Source organism: Alloalcanivorax xenomutans, assembly GCF_900217905.1.
In the GTDB taxonomy this organism is placed as follows: domain Bacteria; phylum Pseudomonadota; class Gammaproteobacteria; order Pseudomonadales; family Alcanivoracaceae; genus Alloalcanivorax; species Alloalcanivorax xenomutans.
In genome coordinates this window covers 166,993-182,290 of sequence record NZ_OBMO01000001.1, presented here as the reverse complement: position 1 = coordinate 182,290, position 15,298 = coordinate 166,993, and the positions used below count along the sequence as shown (strand labels likewise).

Annotated in this window: 14 protein-coding genes and 1 tRNA gene; 6 read left to right on the top strand and 9 right to left on the bottom strand. The window is 62.8% G+C overall.

Annotation, left to right across the window (positions count from 1 at the left end):
* Positions 1-103: 103 nt before the first annotated feature.
* Positions 104-1,414, top strand: a complete 1,311-nt coding sequence (locus tag CRO06_RS00840; protein ID WP_097057499.1) for a peptidoglycan DD-metalloendopeptidase family protein — start codon at positions 104-106, stop codon at positions 1,412-1,414.
* 178 nt (positions 1,415-1,592) lie between these two features.
* Here CRO06_RS00840 and CRO06_RS00835 read toward each other — a convergent pair.
* From CRO06_RS00835 to CRO06_RS00820, 4 genes are all read right to left on the bottom strand, one after another.
* Positions 1,593-1,668 (bottom strand) — tRNA-Phe (locus tag CRO06_RS00835).
* 51 nt (positions 1,669-1,719) lie between these two features.
* Positions 1,720-2,004, bottom strand: coding sequence for an oxidative damage protection protein (locus CRO06_RS00830; RefSeq protein WP_026949426.1), 285 nt, complete (start codon positions 2,002-2,004; stop codon positions 1,720-1,722).
* A 31-nt stretch (positions 2,005-2,035) separates the two neighbouring features.
* Complete coding sequence (gene mutY / locus CRO06_RS00825; protein ID WP_244902746.1) at positions 2,036-3,073, bottom strand: A/G-specific adenine glycosylase; 1,038 nt, start codon at positions 3,071-3,073, stop codon at positions 2,036-2,038.
* Positions 3,074-3,102: 29 nt separating this feature from the next.
* Positions 3,103-5,349: an AsmA family protein gene (locus CRO06_RS00820; RefSeq protein WP_097057497.1), complete on the bottom strand. Its 2,247-nt coding sequence runs from the start codon at positions 5,347-5,349 to the stop codon at positions 3,103-3,105.
* A gap of 187 nt (positions 5,350-5,536) precedes the next feature.
* Between CRO06_RS00820 and CRO06_RS00815 the strand changes: the two genes are divergently transcribed.
* Complete coding sequence (locus CRO06_RS00815) at positions 5,537-7,447, top strand: sensor histidine kinase (RefSeq protein ID WP_022993869.1); 1,911 nt, start codon at positions 5,537-5,539, stop codon at positions 7,445-7,447.
* A gap of 12 nt (positions 7,448-7,459) precedes the next feature.
* Here CRO06_RS00815 and asd read toward each other — a convergent pair whose 3' ends face one another.
* The 3 genes from asd to rsgA all read right to left on the bottom strand — a co-directional run bounded on the left by asd (position 7,460) and on the right by rsgA (position 10,330).
* Positions 7,460-8,320 (bottom strand): archaetidylserine decarboxylase, encoded by an 861-nt coding sequence (gene asd, locus CRO06_RS00810; RefSeq protein WP_097057496.1) that lies wholly within the window; start codon positions 8,318-8,320, stop codon positions 7,460-7,462.
* Positions 8,321-8,345: 25 nt separating this feature from the next.
* Positions 8,346-9,164, bottom strand: a complete 819-nt coding sequence (locus CRO06_RS00805; RefSeq protein WP_022993867.1) for a sulfurtransferase — start codon at positions 9,162-9,164, stop codon at positions 8,346-8,348.
* A 137-nt stretch (positions 9,165-9,301) separates the two neighbouring features.
* Positions 9,302-10,330 (bottom strand): small ribosomal subunit biogenesis GTPase RsgA, encoded by a 1,029-nt coding sequence (gene rsgA, locus CRO06_RS00800; protein ID WP_022993866.1) that lies wholly within the window; start codon positions 10,328-10,330, stop codon positions 9,302-9,304.
* 102 nt (positions 10,331-10,432) lie between these two features.
* Between rsgA and orn the strand changes: the two genes are divergently transcribed.
* Positions 10,433-10,975 carry an oligoribonuclease gene (gene orn, locus CRO06_RS00795; protein WP_022993865.1) on the top strand — a complete coding sequence of 181 codons (543 nt, stop codon included), beginning with the start codon at positions 10,433-10,435 and terminating at the stop codon, positions 10,973-10,975.
* 65 nt (positions 10,976-11,040) lie between these two features.
* A complete protein-coding gene (locus CRO06_RS00790) occupies positions 11,041-11,691 on the top strand; it encodes a cytochrome b/b6 domain-containing protein (protein WP_022993864.1) in 651 nt (216 codons plus the stop codon).
* A gap of 36 nt (positions 11,692-11,727) precedes the next feature.
* Here the strand turns inward: CRO06_RS00790 and CRO06_RS00785 are convergent, their stop codons facing one another.
* Together CRO06_RS00785 and queG are read right to left on the bottom strand one after the other, a co-directional pair.
* Positions 11,728-12,168, bottom strand: a complete 441-nt coding sequence (locus tag CRO06_RS00785) for a c-type cytochrome (RefSeq protein WP_097057495.1) — start codon at positions 12,166-12,168, stop codon at positions 11,728-11,730.
* An 88-nt stretch (positions 12,169-12,256) separates the two neighbouring features.
* On the bottom strand, positions 12,257-13,303 hold the full coding sequence (gene queG / locus CRO06_RS00780) for a tRNA epoxyqueuosine(34) reductase QueG (protein WP_097057494.1): 1,047 nt from the start codon (positions 13,301-13,303) through the stop codon (positions 12,257-12,259).
* 64 nt (positions 13,304-13,367) lie between these two features.
* Between queG and CRO06_RS00775 the strand changes: the two genes are divergently transcribed.
* Complete coding sequence (locus CRO06_RS00775; RefSeq protein ID WP_097057493.1) at positions 13,368-14,858, top strand: NAD(P)H-hydrate dehydratase; 1,491 nt, start codon at positions 13,368-13,370, stop codon at positions 14,856-14,858.
* Entirely contained in the window at positions 14,848-15,279 is a 432-nt protein-coding gene (gene tsaE / locus CRO06_RS00770) for a tRNA (adenosine(37)-N6)-threonylcarbamoyltransferase complex ATPase subunit type 1 TsaE (protein ID WP_022993860.1), read from the top strand. Before CRO06_RS00775 ends, tsaE begins: the two co-directional genes overlap by 11 nt.
* Positions 15,280-15,298 lie beyond the last annotated feature (19 nt).

Genomic DNA, 15,298 nt, shown 5'->3' with positions numbered 1-15,298 from the left:
TGTTTTCGCGCCCCGGCCGGGTCACGGCCGCTTGGTTCTGAACCCTTGTTCACGAATACAGAAACAGACCGACCGGCAAGGCCGGTCCCAGATCACGGTTGTCATGACGGAATCCACCGCCACAACACGGACCTCGAGACCGCCCCTGCTGCGCGCAATGGTGCCCGCTCTGGCGGCCGCCATTGCGTTGGCGTCCTGGTGGTGGGTGCCTTCCGGCGACGCCGCCTTGATGACGGACCGGGCTCTGCTGGGGCTTATCGAGGACTCCGACCTTTATACCGTCGATGTAGACCCGGCTCCCACGGTATGGGAGCACTACACCATCGCCCAGGGAGACTCCCTGGCCAATCTCTGGACCAACCAGTGGCAATTGCCGGAAGCCGCCCTCTACACCTTGCTCAATGATCCCAAGAGCGCGGACATTTTGCGGCAGGTCAGTCCCGGTCAGCATCTGGAATGGCGTGCCGATGGAGAAGGCAGCCTGCAGGCATTGAGGTTGTGGACGGACCCTTCAAAAGGGTGGGAATGGAATCTGCAAAATGGCCAGCTGCACCGGTCGGCGCTGACCTACGAGCGGAATCTGCACCAGGTGGCGGTGCGTGGCGAGATCCGGACCTCCCTGTCCGCCGCGCTGGCGGAGATGCCATCCCTGGGCGGTCGTGCCCAGGCCATCGCCGCGGAGATGGGGGAATTACTGCCTTTGGCCAGCAAGGCCCGCAAGGGGGACCGGTTCTCCCTGTTGGTGGATCTGGAATACATCGACGACGCCGAAGGGGCTTATGCGGCGCGGCTGGCGGGGTTTGATTACGAGGGGGAGCAGATCTCGGTGCGTGCCGCCCGCTTCGACGATGACCGATTCTATACGCCGGAAGGCAAGAGCCTGCTGCCGGGCTTCCGCCGTACTCCCTTCAACAGTGAATACCGCGTCAGTTCACCGTTCAACCTGCATCGCCATCACCCTATTACCGGGCGGGTGACGCCCCATCTGGGCACCGATTTCGCCATGCCAGTGGGCACCAGGGTGCTGGCGCCGGCCAAGGGGGTGGTGCGCACGGTGTCCTACCATCCGTTGGCGGGACGTTTCGTGGTGATCGATCATGGGCAGGGCTACCAGACTCGCTACCTGCATCTGCAAAAGGCGGAAGTGCGGCCCGGGCAGGAGGTAAAGCAGGGTGATGTCATCGCGCTGAGCGGCAATACCGGCCGCAGCACCGGCTCCCACCTGCACTACGAACTGCGCCTCAATGGCCGCCCGCTGAACCCGATGACCGCTTCATTGCCGTCCCGCGAACGGCTGCAGCCGGATGAGTTGCGCCGCTTCCAGAACCAGTACGCGGCCTATTTCGACCTGCATGAGCAGGAGAGTGCCACCGCCGTGGCGGGTAACGGCAATCGCCGCGATAACGCCGGCTGATTGCTTCTTCCCTGGCGCATCTTCCAAGGTGGCTGTAGGACTTGCCTGCAAGCGAATCTTGGGACCTGGAAGCCCATTCGCTTGCAGGCAAACTCCTACAGCGGCTTTTGTGCCCGCGATCGGAAGGAAATGATGACCCATAAAAAAGCCCCGCTCTTGCGAGCGAGGCTTTTTTGTATGGTGCCCGGAGGCGGAATCGAACCACCGACACGGGGATTTTCAATCCCCTGCTCTACCGACTGAGCTATCCGGGCGTCAGGGCGCGTATTAAAGCGACTCCGTTGGGCGTCGTCAAGTGCGGTTATTTATTGGTCATTTTCTTTCGAAGGCGGGGTGTAGCCCTCGGCCTGTTCCACGTTTTCGTTGTTGAAAAAACGATCACGTTGCTCGTCGAGAAAGGCGCGCGCCTTGGGATCCATCACGTTGAGGTGTTTTTCGTTGATCAGCAAGGTTTGATGCTGCAGCCATTCCTGCCAGGCCTTGCGTGACACGTTGTCGTAGATGTCCTGGCCCTTGGTGCCAGGAAAGGGAGGGCGGTCCAGGCCTTCCAGGCGTTCCTGATATTTGCGGCAGAATACGGTGCGGGTCATGGCATCCTCGGAATGGTTCATGGTTTTCAGGTTACAGCATGCTCTGTTGGCGCGGTTGACGCAGCCCGCTGAGCAATTTTTTTACCGGGGCGGCCAGGCCCAGCTCGCCCGGATCGGTGGGGTCCACCCAGCGTCCACGGTCTTCCCCCAAGCGGGTGCCGGTGCCGTCCACCTGAATCAGCGCCGGCTCCACGTCCAGGTGAAAATGGCTGAAGGTGTGCCGGAACGGCGTCAGGGTTTCCCGGTGACGTGCGGTCAGGCCCCATTGTGTCAGCAGGTTTTCCGGTGATTCTTCCAGGTCCTGTTGCGGGAAGCACCAAAGGCTGCCCCAAATGCCACTGGGCGGGCGCGGCTCCAGCCAGACGCTGCCATCGTCACTTTGCAGGATCAGCATGCGGGACTGGCGAACCGGTTTGGCCTTGGCCGGCTTGCGGCCAGGATACTGCTCCGGATTGCCGTCGGCGCGAGCCTGGCAGCGCCGATGCAGAGGACACTCACCGCAAGCCGGGCGGCGCCGGGTGCACAGGGTGGCCCCCAGGTCCATCATTGCCTGGGTATAGTCCGCCAGGCGCTGCCGCGGCGTGTAGTGCTCGGCCAGCTCCCAGAGCCGGTTCTCCACCGCTTTCTGGCCGGGCCAGCCGGCCACGGCGTGCAGGCGGGTGAGAACCCGTTTCACGTTGCCATCCAGGATAGGCGCGCGTACCCCGCGGCTTTGCGCCAGGATGGCGCCGGCGGTGGAGCGGCCGATACCGGGCAGGGAAGCCACTTCCTCCACGGTTTGCGGGAATTCGCCATCATGGTCGCGGACCAGTTGCCGGGCCGCTTTGTGCAGATTGCGGGCGCGGGCGTAGTAGCCCAACCCGGTCCACAGGTGCAGCACCTGATCCACCTCGGCGGCGGCCAGGCGATGCACATCCGGGAAAACCTCCATGAAACGCTGGAAGTAATCGATGACGGTGATCACCTGGGTCTGCTGCAGCATTATTTCCGACACCCACACCCGGTAGGGCGTGCGTGGATGCTGCCAGGGCAGGTCCTTGCGCCCGTGCTGGTCGTACCAGGCCAGCACGGCGTCACTGAAAGCGGTGGTCGTGGTACTCAGTTGAACAGCCCCTTGAGCTTGTCACCCAGTTTTTCGTTGAGTTTGTCGCGCTGCTTCTCGATTTCCTCCCGGGCTTTCTGCCCGGCGGCGTTTTTCAGCACTTCCTCGGTGGTGTCGCCTTCGGCGTCGATGCCGAGTTTGTCTTTCAGTTTGCCCTTGGCGGCGTTGGTGGCCGCCTGCTGGGCGATCTTGCGGAAACCGTCCCGGTCCGGGCCGCACCATTTGGCCGGGCTGCTCTCCAGGCTGCCCTGACAGCGCAGCGGCCAGGTGGCGTCGCCCAGGTATTTGCCGCCATCCAGCTCCGGCGATTTCATGCCGATGTGCATATCGAATTGCTGGGTCAGCACGTTGAACCAGCCGTTACCGGAGAGGCTGCCTTTTTCCAGTGTGGCGTCCAGGCTTTCGAGGTAGGCGACCTGCTTGTCCAGGCGGGTTTTGCTGGTCAGGTCGATGATCTTGGTGTCCTCGGAGAGTACCGAGGGCAGTTTGCCGGATTGTTGGTCGGGAATCAGCGCGGTCAGCCCCTTGAGCCCGCCAAGGGTATCGTTGATGCCGCCCACCAGGGTGTTGTACAGATTCAGGCCGCGCACGGTGCCGTCGGCCAGTCCCAGGTTCAGATTGCCCTTGGCCGATTCCACCAGCGCTTTCTGACTGTTGCCGCTGGCGTTGAAGCTGCCGTCCATGCTGAACAGGCCGGTGGCCAGATCATCCTTCATGGCCATCTTGGCGATGGGCTGGATCTGCATGCGATTCACCTTGGTGCGCGCGCTGATCCGCGGGGTCTTGCCGGCCACGTCGAGGGTACCGCTGGCGCTGAAATCCCCGTTCAGGGTCTTGCCGCTGGCCTGAGTCAGCTTCAACACCCCATTGGCCGCGGACACGGCAAAGCTCAGATCACTGGCTTCGATCTGTTCGAAGGTCAGGTGGCCGATGCGGAGCTTGCCGTCCAGCAGCAACGGACGCAGGGTCTCCACCGGAATCAGCTCGGCCTCGGTGAGGTTGGCGGTACCGCCGCTCTTGCCGGCGTCGCCGCCGGTAGTGGCCGGTTTGTCCTCGGAGGAAGGGCTTTCCGGCGGCAGATATTGGTCCAGCAGGATCTTGTCCATGGACAGATCGAAGACGATCTTGCCGGTTTCCAGGTTCTGCAGCCCGGCGCTGCCATTAATGGTGCTGTCATCAAGGGTAATAGTGAGGGGCTTGGCGATGACACTGTTGGCCGGACCGGACAAAGTAGCACTCATCGCCACTTTGTTCAGGGCGCTGTCACCGCGGGTCTCGATGGCCGGCTCGCCCAGTGTCTTCAGTACCGTGTTGAGGTTGAACGGTTCGGTATCGAGTTTGCCAGCCACGACCAGGTCGCCGGTGAGCCCGGTGATGCGCGCTTCGCCGGTGGTGCGCGTGCCGGCGGCCTGTAGCACCAGGCCGGTGAGGTTGGCGCTATCCTCCTCCAGATTCACCTCAAGTGCCTGTTCCAGGTGCACGTCCACGGGTTGGGTGGTGGCGCCGGCGATATTGGCGTCCAGCACCATCGGATTCAACACGAAGTGGTTGGCATCCAGGTTGGCGGCCAGGGTGGTTTTCAGGTTCAGGTCCACGCGCATGTCGCTCTGGTCCTGATAGCGCAGCGACATCTCCAGTGGGAACGGCTGGTCCAGGCTGACATCGCGGGCATTGAAGTTGAAATGCTCGACGCGGATATCGGTGCCGTCGGTGGCGTTGCGATAGCTGATGCGGCCGTTGGTGATGTCCACCGAGGGAATGGTCAGGGGAATATCGAGGGTGCTGCCTTCCTCGCCGCCCTCGGCGGTTTGCTCGTCCCCTTCGGTCTGATCCGGGCTGGCGTCGTTCTGGGGGCCGATCCTTTCCCAGTTGCCACCTTGCTGATCCTCGCGCAGATTCACTTCCAGTCCGTCGACCAGCACGCCGTCCATTTCCACCTTGCCGAGCAGCAAGGGCCACACGGCGACGCTGACGCTGGCGTTGTCGAGGGCGGCGAACAGCTCTTCCTCATCGGCGATGCGGGCTTCGGTGCGGCCCAGGCTGACGCCCAGGGAGGGCCAGAACTGCCAGGAGAGGTCGCCGGGAATGGAGAGGTCCAGATTGGCGTTCTGGCGTGCCTGCTCCTCGATCTGCGGCTTGAAGTCGTTGGGGTCGATCACCTGGGTGACGACGAAGATCGCCGCGGCCAGCAAGACCACGATGGCCAGGATTACGATGACAATGATCTTGATTGCACGTCCCATGACGGTGCTCTCCTTGCGCCCGGGCCCTCGGGCCCCGATGATAACGAGTTGGTGTAATCGTAACGAAGCTCAGGCCCGTTCGACACCATGATAACGATGATAACCTTTTGAGCCCGGGCCGTGGTGCTTGTGTCGCCACGGCGTAAAGATCATGAACAGGCTCTTACGACCATTTGGGGAACGACGATTGGTAAAGTTCCGTAACTTCCTGCTGTTGCTGGGGCTGGTCCTGTGTGCCGCGCGGCTTTGGGCGGCGCCAGTGGTGGTGCCGGACGGCCACCAGAATCAGGTGGCGGTGGCGAAATCCATGGACGTGCTGGTGGATCCCGAGGGGCAGTGGGACTTGCGACAGGTGCGCGAGGATTTTTCCAGCCGCTTTACCGTCAACACGGCGGAGGAGCCCAATTTCGGCTTTACCAGCAGCGTGATCTGGCTGCGGTTCACGCTCGACACCCGCAAAGTGATGAACCAGAGCTGGTATCTGGTGGAGCGCTATCCGATTCTCGACCACATCACGCTGTATGCGCCGCGCCCGGACGGCGGTTACGATGAAGTGGCCATGGGGGACACACTGCCGTTCCACATGCGGATGATGAATCATCGGGCCTTTATTTTCCCTCTGAACACCGACAGACCCGGCCCGCGCACCTATTATGTGAAAGTCAGCGGTAAAGGGGCGATCAACCTGTCGCCGGTGCTCTACAACAGCACCGGGCTGGTGGAATACACCTACCGGGATACTCTGCTGTACGGGGTGTTCTACGGATGTCTGCTGATCATGGTCATCTATAACGCCCTGCTGGCATTGTCGCTGCGGGAGCCGGTGTATCTGTATTTCGTCGCTTTCCTGGTGGGGATGGTGATCTTCATCCTCAACATCAATGGCTTCGGTTTGCAGTTTGTCTGGCCGTTGTGGCCCAAGCTCAATGAATATTACTGGCTTGGCATTTACATCAGCTGTCCGGCGCTGGCCATGTACTCCCGGGCCTTTCTGGAGTTACGCGTGCGCTTTCCACGCTATGACCGGGTGTTGCGGCACTACCTGATCGGCGCGCTTGTGTTGCTGGCGGTGCAGCTGATGATCGCGCCACCCTGGTCCTACTATCTGTCCACCGCCCTGGTGGGGGTCACGGTCGTGCTGTTCAGTTGGCTTGGCTGGATGGTTCTGTCCCAGGGATATCGGGCGGCACGGTTGTACGTGCTGGCCTGGTGGGTCTTCATGCTGCTGGTGTTCATCTTCATTCTCGGTATCGTCGGCTGGCTTCCCTACACCTCGTTCATCACCATCCTGCCGCATCTGGCCACGTTGTGGGTGGTGGTGATGCTGTCGCTGGCCCTGGGGGACCGCATTCGTTTCCTGGAACGTGAGCGCAACAGTTTGTTCGAGGAATCCCGCCGCAACCTGGAACGGCATGTGGCGGAAATGGAGCGCGTGAACCGGGACAAGTCCACCTTCCTGCAATATGTCAGCCACGAATTGAACACCCCCATCAACTGGCTCGGCGCGGCGGATACCCTGAGCGACGATGATGATCGCCGGGATACCTGGAATCTGGTGCGCAAAGGGCAGCAACGTCTGATGGGGCTGGTGAGCACGTCGCTACGTTATTTCGACCTGTCGGATCGGGAGAGCCCCACGCTGATCACCGTGTGCGACCCCTACTGGTTGGTGGAGGCGCTCACCACCAGCCGGTGGGAGTGCCTGGAACAGAGTGGTCTGAAGGTGCAGAACCGGGTTTCGGAACGGCTGCGGGTGCGTGCCAACGAGAGTGAGCTGCAGGAGGTGCTGGCGATGGCATTGGATAACGCCATCCGTTTCAGCCCCGCTGGAGAAGTCATCGATATCAGCAGTCAGCGTCTGGATGGCGTGGGCGAAATCCGTATGCGTGATAATGGCCGCGGCGTCGGCGCGGATCAGTTGGAGAGTCTGTTCGAGCCCTTCTTCATCATGGGGTCTCGCCACCACGAGGACGGGTTCGGCCTGTCTCTGGCGATGGCGCGGGTGATGATCGAGCAGAGCGGCGGGCGGATCTGGGCGGAAAGCACCGGCGAAGGGCAGGGCTTCACTCTGGTGATCCGCTTGCCGCTGGCGGAATAGGGTGAACAGGCCCTAGCGTAGTGTCCCCATCGCCTGCCCCATGCGCACCGGGCTTTCGGCGGCCAGGGCGGAATCGAATTCCGCGTGGCCACGGGCGAACAGCACGATGGCGGTGGAGCCGAGCAGGAAGCGGCCCAGTTCTTCGCCCCGCTGCAGAGTAATCGGTTGGCGGTTCCGGTAGTCGCTGTGCGTCACGTGGCGAGGCAGCGGTGTGACCTGGCCGGAGAACACGGTTTCGATACCGGCGACGATCATCGCCCCCACCAGAATCACCGCCATCGGCCCCTGCTCGGTATCGAAAATGCACACCAGCCGTTCGTTGCGGGCGAACAGCCCGGGTACCCGTTCGGTGGTGGCCTGGTTCACCGAGAACAGCCGCCCGGGTACGTAGCGCGTTTCCCGCAGGGTACCGGCGGCGGGCATGTGCACCCGGTGATAATCCTTTGGTGACAGATAGACGGTGGCGAACTGGCCGCCAAGGAATTCCGTGGCCAGATCATGGTCGCCGCCGAGCAGCTCGAACAGGCTGTAGTTATGTCCCTTGGCCTGAAAAATCCGGTCGCCTTCAATGGCGCCGAGCTGACTGACGGTGCCATCGGCCGGGCAGGCGATGGCATCGGCCTGTTCCGGCAGTGGCCGGGCGCCTTCACGCAGGGCACGGGTGAAGAACGCATTGAAATGGGGATAGCGCTCGGCTTCGGTGATCTCCGCTTCGGACAGATCGACCTGAAAGCGGCGGATGAACAGCCGGATGAAGGTGTCCTTCACCCAGGGGGTTTCGCTACGGGCCAGAATGCCCACCAGCCGCGACAAGGCATGGTGGGGCAGCAGATATTGCAGAGCGACGAACAGGCGTTGCCATAAGTCCTTCAAGAGCACCTCGAAATGCGGCCGGTTGTTATTCGGATTTTTCGAACGGGGTGTCGGGGTGATTGCCCCATTCCGCCCAGGAACCGGCATAACCGGCGATATGAGGGAAACCCAGCAGTTTACCCACCAGCCAGGTAAAGCTGGAGCGATGGTGGGTTTGGCAGTGGGTGATCACTTTGCGGTCGGCGGTGATGCCCAGCGCGGCCAGTTCCTGGCGCAGGGTATCCAGATCACGCACCCGCAGGTGGTCGTTCTTGTCCATGGCATCGGTCCATTCATAGTGCACCGCGCCAGGAATGTGGCCACCTTTCTGGGCGAAGGCGCGGATGCCGGCGTACTCCTCCTCGGAGCGCGCATCCCAGATCACCACGTCCGGGTTCTGGTATTCGGCCAGCACCGTCTCCAGGTCCACATTGACGCCGGCCTTGTGCAGGCCAACCTCATAATCGCTGGGCGTGGGGGTATGTGGTTCGCTGCTGGTGGGCAGGTCCGCCGCCAGCCAGGCATGGATGCCGCCATTGAGGTAGGTGTAGTGGGCATGGCCGATGTAATCCAGGGTCCACAGCAGCCGCCCGGCCCAGCCGCCGCCTTCATCGTCATAGGCGACCACCTGGGTGTCCGGGGTCAGCCCCAGCTCGGAGAACAGGTCGGAAAGGGTATCGTCATCGGGCAGCAGGCCGGGGGCCGGCTGAGTACCTTTCTGCAGGCGTTTGAAATCCAGGTGAACGGCGCCGGGCACATGGGCCTGGGCGTAAACCTGTTCCTTGCTCAGATCAACGATCAGCAGATTGGCGTCATCAAGATGATTGGCCAGCTCGGCGGGTTCCAGCAACAGGGGCAGGGACATAAGTCAATCAAACGGTCGTGGGTCGGGAATTTGGAGGGTGTGAATAAAATTTCACCGCCTCGTGCATGGAATCATTGTCCAATATCCGCCGGCCTTTATCCAGGCGGGACCGTTCTGATGGCCGCGGCGCGAATCGCTCAGTATCGTGCGCGGGCCTCATCGTCCAGGGTGTCGGCGATCTGGAAGTAGTTGTTCAGACGTTCGTGTATGAAGGCATCCTCCTGGGCGGCTTCCCGCAGAGCGCAGCCCGGTTCATGCCGATGGGTACAGTTACGGAAGCGGCAGTGGCCGGCTCGCTCGGACAGCTCCCGATAACCGTGCAGCAACTCCTGCTCATCGATATGCCAGAGACCGAATTCGCGAATCCCCGGGGAGTCGATCAGATGGCCGCCTTCGGGAAAATGGAACAAGCGCGCGGTGGTGGTGGTGTGCTGGCCCAGCCCCGACATCTCCGAGATCTCGCCCACCGCCAGATCCGCTTCCGGCAGGATGGCGTTCACCAGAGAGGATTTGCCGACCCCGGATTGACCGACGAAGACGCTGGTGGCGTCCGCGAGGGCGGCGCGCAAGGAGGCCAATTGGTGGCCGTCTCCGTGGGCGGACAGAGTGATGACCTGATAGCCCAGGTGGCGATAAAGCGCGCAGATATGCTCGGCGTGGTCGCGATTGCCGTCGTCCAGAAGATCGGTCTTGTTCAGCACCAGCACCGGCTCGATGCCGGACAATTCCGCCGCCACCAGATAGCGGTCAAGCAGGGCGCTGGAAGGCGCCGGGCGTGGAGCGAACACCACCAGGAGGCGGTCCACATTGGCGGCCACGGGCTTCAAATTGCCGTAATTGTCCGGGCGCTTCAGCACCGAATGGCGTGGCTCCACGGCCGTGACCACGCCGGTGCCCTCGCTGTGCGGCGGATGCCAGAGCACCCGGTCGCCGACCACCAGTTGTTCCAGATTGGCGCGGAAGTGACAGCGGGTCCGGCTGCCGTCCCGGGCCTCCACCAGTACCTGGCCGCCGAAATGGGCGATCACCGTGCCCCACTGCTCCTCGCCGAGGGTGGTGGCCACGGGCTGCTCCTTTTCCGCTTTGCGCTGCATGCGATCGCGGCGCTCGGCCTGGATCTTTTCAATGCGCCAGCGCTGTCGCCGGTTGAGATTGCGTTTCGCCATGCGTTCGCGAGGAGGTCGGTTGAGGTGGCGCCATTATGGCACGGTTGGGGCTCCGGCTCTGCTACCATGACGTCAAATTCATTACCGCACGGGGCCCCTGAGATGCCATCGAAAGACAACCTGATCTGGATCGACCTGGAAATGACCGGTTTGAGCCCCGAGCAGGATCGCATCATTGAGATCGCCACCATCGTCACCGACGCCAATCTGAATGTGCTGGCGGAAGGACCGGTGCTGGCGGTGCATCAGAGCGATGAACGTTTGGCGGCCATGGACGAATGGAATACCCGCCACCATGGCAACTCCGGATTGACCGACCGGGTACGCGCCAGCCGTGTGGACGAAGCGGAGGCGGAGCGGCAGACCCTGCTGTTCCTGGAGCAATACGTGGACGAGAAAATGTCACCGATGTGTGGCAACAGCATCTGCCAGGACCGCCGATTCCTGGCGCGCTACATGCCGGCCCTGGAAGCGTTCTTCCACTATCGCAATCTGGATGTCTCCACTTTGAAGGAACTGGCCGCGCGCTGGAAACCGCAAATCCTGTCCGGCTTCAAAAAAGAGAACAAGCATCTGGCGCTGGACGACATCCGCGAATCGATCGCCGAACTGGCCTACTACCGGGAACATTTCATCCGCGAGTAGCGTCACTTTATCTGTTAAGCCGGGCATTGGCCGGCCATGGAGCGCGCTGATCGAAAGGAGAGAACATGGACACCATTCGTGTCTGGGACCTGCCCACCCGTCTGTTTCATTGGTTGTTGGTGGCCGCTATCGGCTTCCTTTGGTATTCCGGCGGCGAGGGTGAGGCGCTGATGGTCTGGCATATGCGCGCCGGCTATCTGGTGCTGGGGCTGGTGATTTTCCGCATCATCTGGGGGTTGTGGGGCTCCCGCCACAGCCGTTTCGCGGCGTTTCTGGCCGGGCCGCGACGGACACTGGACTACGGCAAGGCCTTTGCCCGCGGACGGGCGCCGGTGTTCGCCGGCCACAATCCATTGGGTGGCTGGATGGTGATGTTGATGTTGCTGTCACTGCTGGTGCAGACCGCTACCGGGTTGTTCGCCACCGACGATATCTCACTGGAAGGGCCGTTGAGCGGTCAGGTCGGTGGCGCCACGGCCCGCGCGCTTACCGACGTACACTTTTGGAACTTTGACCTGCTATTGATTCTGATCGCGGCGCATGTGGCGGCGGTCTTGTTGCACCGGCTGTTGGGGGAGCCATTGCTGGCGGCCATGCTGACCGGGCGCAAGCGGGTGCCTGATGAAGCCGGCCCGGACCTGGCCTTCGTCCCCTGGTGGCGGGCGCTGCTGGTGGCGTTGCCGGTGGCCGGGGCGATTTACTGGCTGGTGAGCTGACGGGGCCGCCAGTGGCGGCCCCGGGGCGTGGGCGGTTTAGCGTTCGCGATATTCGGTGTGGCAGGCACGGCAGGTTTCGCCGACTTTGCCTACTTGCGCGAACAATGCCTGCTGATCGGCGCCGCCAGCCATTTCGGCCAACTCAGCGGCGGCGTCCTGGAAGTCCTGGGCTTTGCCTTCAAAGTCGGCACGGTTTTCCCAGATCGCCGGTTTGGCGTGGCTGCCATCGACGGAGCCGGCGTCCGTGAAACCTTCCCAGGGCAAGCGGGACAGGTCCGCCAAGATGCCGGCTTTTTCCTCGAATACCGCCTGATCGAACGGCTGCTCGCCCTTGGCCATGGCACCCAGAGTGCCGAAATGCCAGGCGGTGGCCTTGAACACGGATTCGCGATATTCCGCCGCCTCGTTTGGGCCTTTGCCGCAGGCACTGAGCAGGCCGGCGGCAAGCACCGGAATCAACAGGCTGACTTTCTTCATTGGACTCTCCCTGACAGAACGTGACTTGATTGTCGGATAAAACGTAGGGTCTTTGCACTGGGAAAAGGTTCCCTGGCCAGGCGGCCTTTCAGGTCAACAGGCGATGCAGGGCCCAGTTCACATGCTCACGCACCAGCTCGCTGGGATCGTCCCGCCGTGAGCGCAACGCGCCGATGGCCTCCGCGCTGGCCGGGCCATTACCCAGCGCCACCGCCAGATTGCGCAGCCAGCGCTGATAGCCGGCGCGGCGGATTGGCGAGCCTTCGGTGCAACGCAGAAAAGTGGCTTCGTCCCACAAAAAAAGAGTAACCAGATCGCTGTTTTCCAACTGATGCCGGGGGTGAAAATTGCCCTCGCTGGTGAACTGCGCGAACCGGTTCCAGGGGCACATGAGCTGGCAGTCGTCACAGCCGAAGATGCGGTTGCCGATGCCGGCGCGCAGGGACTCCGGGATGGAGCCCGGATGCTCGATGGTCAGGTAGGAAATACAACGCCGGGCATCCAGCTGGTAGGGGGCGACGATGGCGTCGGTGGGACAGACCGTCATACAGGCGGAACATTTGCCGCAGCGGTCTTCCACCGGCTGATCCACTGGCAATGGCAGATCGGTGTATATCTCGCCGAGAAAAAACCAACTGCCGGCTTCGCGATTGATCAGTAGCGTATGCTTGCCCTGCCAGCCCAGTCCGGCTTTGGCGGCCAGCGGCTTTTCCATCACCGGCGCGCTGTCGACAAACGCCCGGGCCAGTTCGCTGTCACTGACTTGTTCGCGGATCCAGCGCGCCAGGGTCGCCAGCCGCTTGCGGACCAGCTTGTGATAGTCGCGTCCCAGAGCGTAGCGCGACACATAGGCCTTCTCGCCCTGCTTGAGCAGCTTCACCGGCTGGGTGTCCGGCGGCAGATAATTCATGCGCAGGGAGATCACCCGCAGAGTGCCGGGTTCCAGCTCCCGTGGTCTTGAACGCTTGTGTCCATGGGCTTCCATCCACTTCATTTCGCCGTGGTATCCGGCGTCCAGCCAGCGTCGCAGCCTCGTCTCGGCCTCTCCGAGGTCGATATCGGCCACCCCAAGTTGCTGGAAACCCAGCAGCCTGGCCTGTTCGGCCAGTTGTGTTTTGAAATGAGTGAAATCCATGGAGTGATCGAGAACTGTACGTGGTCAACGTATAATGGGCGATGTTCGCGACAGGATAGCAGCGATGGCCATGGCACCGTTACCCAATCGACTTTACAGCGCCGCCCAGACCCGGGAGCTGGACCGGCTCGCCATTGCCGGGGGCGTCAGCGGCGCCACGCTGATGGCCCGGGCGGGACAGGCCGCCTTTGACCTGATGCTGCAGCGTTGGCCGGAGGTGCGTGAGCCGGCGATCCTGTGCGGTGCGGGTAACAACGGTGGTGACGGCTATGTGGTGGCGCGCCTGGCCCAGGAAGCCGGGCTGCGGCCCGTGGTGTATCAGTGGCGTCCGCTGGATCGCCTTGGCGGTGATGCCCTGGCCATGGCGGAGGCGGCCCGTGATGCCGGGGTGCCGATGCAGCCATTGAATCTGGATAATTTGCCGCAGGCCGCGCCGCTCTTGGTGGACGGCCTGCTGGGAACCGGCATCAGCGGGGCGTTGCGCGACGACATGCGGGCTTTGCTGCAGGCGCTGGATGCCTTGGACAAGCCGGTGCTGGCTTTGGATATTCCCTCCGGCTTGTCGGCGGACTCCGGGGCCAGCGCCGGTGCCGTGTTGAACGCGGATTGCACCATTACCTTCATCGGCGTGAACCGCGGCCTGCTCACCGGGGTGGGGCCATGCCACTGCGGCCAACTGGTGTTCTCCGGCCTCAACGTGGACGAGGCCGTGTACCAGGCCATACCCGACCCGGTTTGGCGACCGACCCCCTTGGACCTGCGCCGCTGGCTGCCGCGTCGGAGCCGGGATGGCCACAAGGGGCATTACGGTCACGTTCTGGTGATCGGTGGCGATCACGGTTTCGCCGGCGCGCCGTCCATGAGTGCCCAGGCCGCCGCCCGCTGCGGCGCCGGTTTGGTCAGTCTTGCCACCCGCGCCGAGAATCTGACCGCGGTACTGGCCCGGCAGCCGGAAATCATGGCGCGGGCGGTGGATGACGTCGCCGGGCTGGAGCCGTTGCTGGAACGTGCCACGGTAGTGGCGGTGGGGCCGGGGCTGGGCACCGGCGAATGGGGGCAAACGTTGCTGAAACGGGTGCTGATGACGGACCTGCCGCTGGTGCTGGACGCCGATGCCCTGAACTTGCTGGCCGACTGGGGCGTGGACGCCAACGATCACTGGATATTGACGCCCCACCCTGGTGAGGCCGGACGGTTGCTGGGCAGCGACAGCGCCACTGTGCAACGGGACCGCTTTGCCGCCGTGGAAGCCCTGGCCAGCCGCTACGGCGGTACCACCCTGCTCAAGGGGCTGGGTACGCTGGTGCGTGGCCAAGGCGGTTGCGCTCTGATCAGCGATGGCAACCCCGGCATGGGCAGCGGTGGCATGGGCGATGTGCTCACCGGCGTCATCGCCGCGTTGCTGGCCCAGGGGGTTCCGCCGTATCAGGCCGCCGCTCTGGGCGCCATGGCGCACGCCCGGGCCGCCGACCGGGCCGCCGCCGAGCATGGCGAGCGCGGGTTGCTGGCCACGGATCTTTTACCGCCGTTACGATGGGAATTGAATGGAAAATAAACCAACCGGGTCCCGCTATCTGGCGGACGAGACGGCCACTCTGGCCTTGGGCGCGGAATTGGCCGCCGTGCTCGAATCCGGCCAATGCGTTTACCTGTTGGGGGACCTGGGGGCGGGCAAGACCACCCTGATGCGCGGGCTGCTGCGGGGGCTGGGACACCAGGGGGCGGTGAAGAGCCCGACTTATACGCTGGTGGAACCCTATGACCTCGATGGCGTCCATATCTATCATTTTGACTTGTACCGGCTGGCGGATCCCGAGGAGCTGGAGTTGATCGGCATCCGGGATTATTTCGACGGCCACGGGCTGTGTGTGTTGGAATGGCCGCAAAAAGGCGCGGGGGTGATTCCGGCGCCGGATCTCACCGTGACACTGACCGTGCAGCCGCCGGGGCGTAATGCGAATTTGGAGTGGGCATAGCCGAACTATGGGTGTAAAT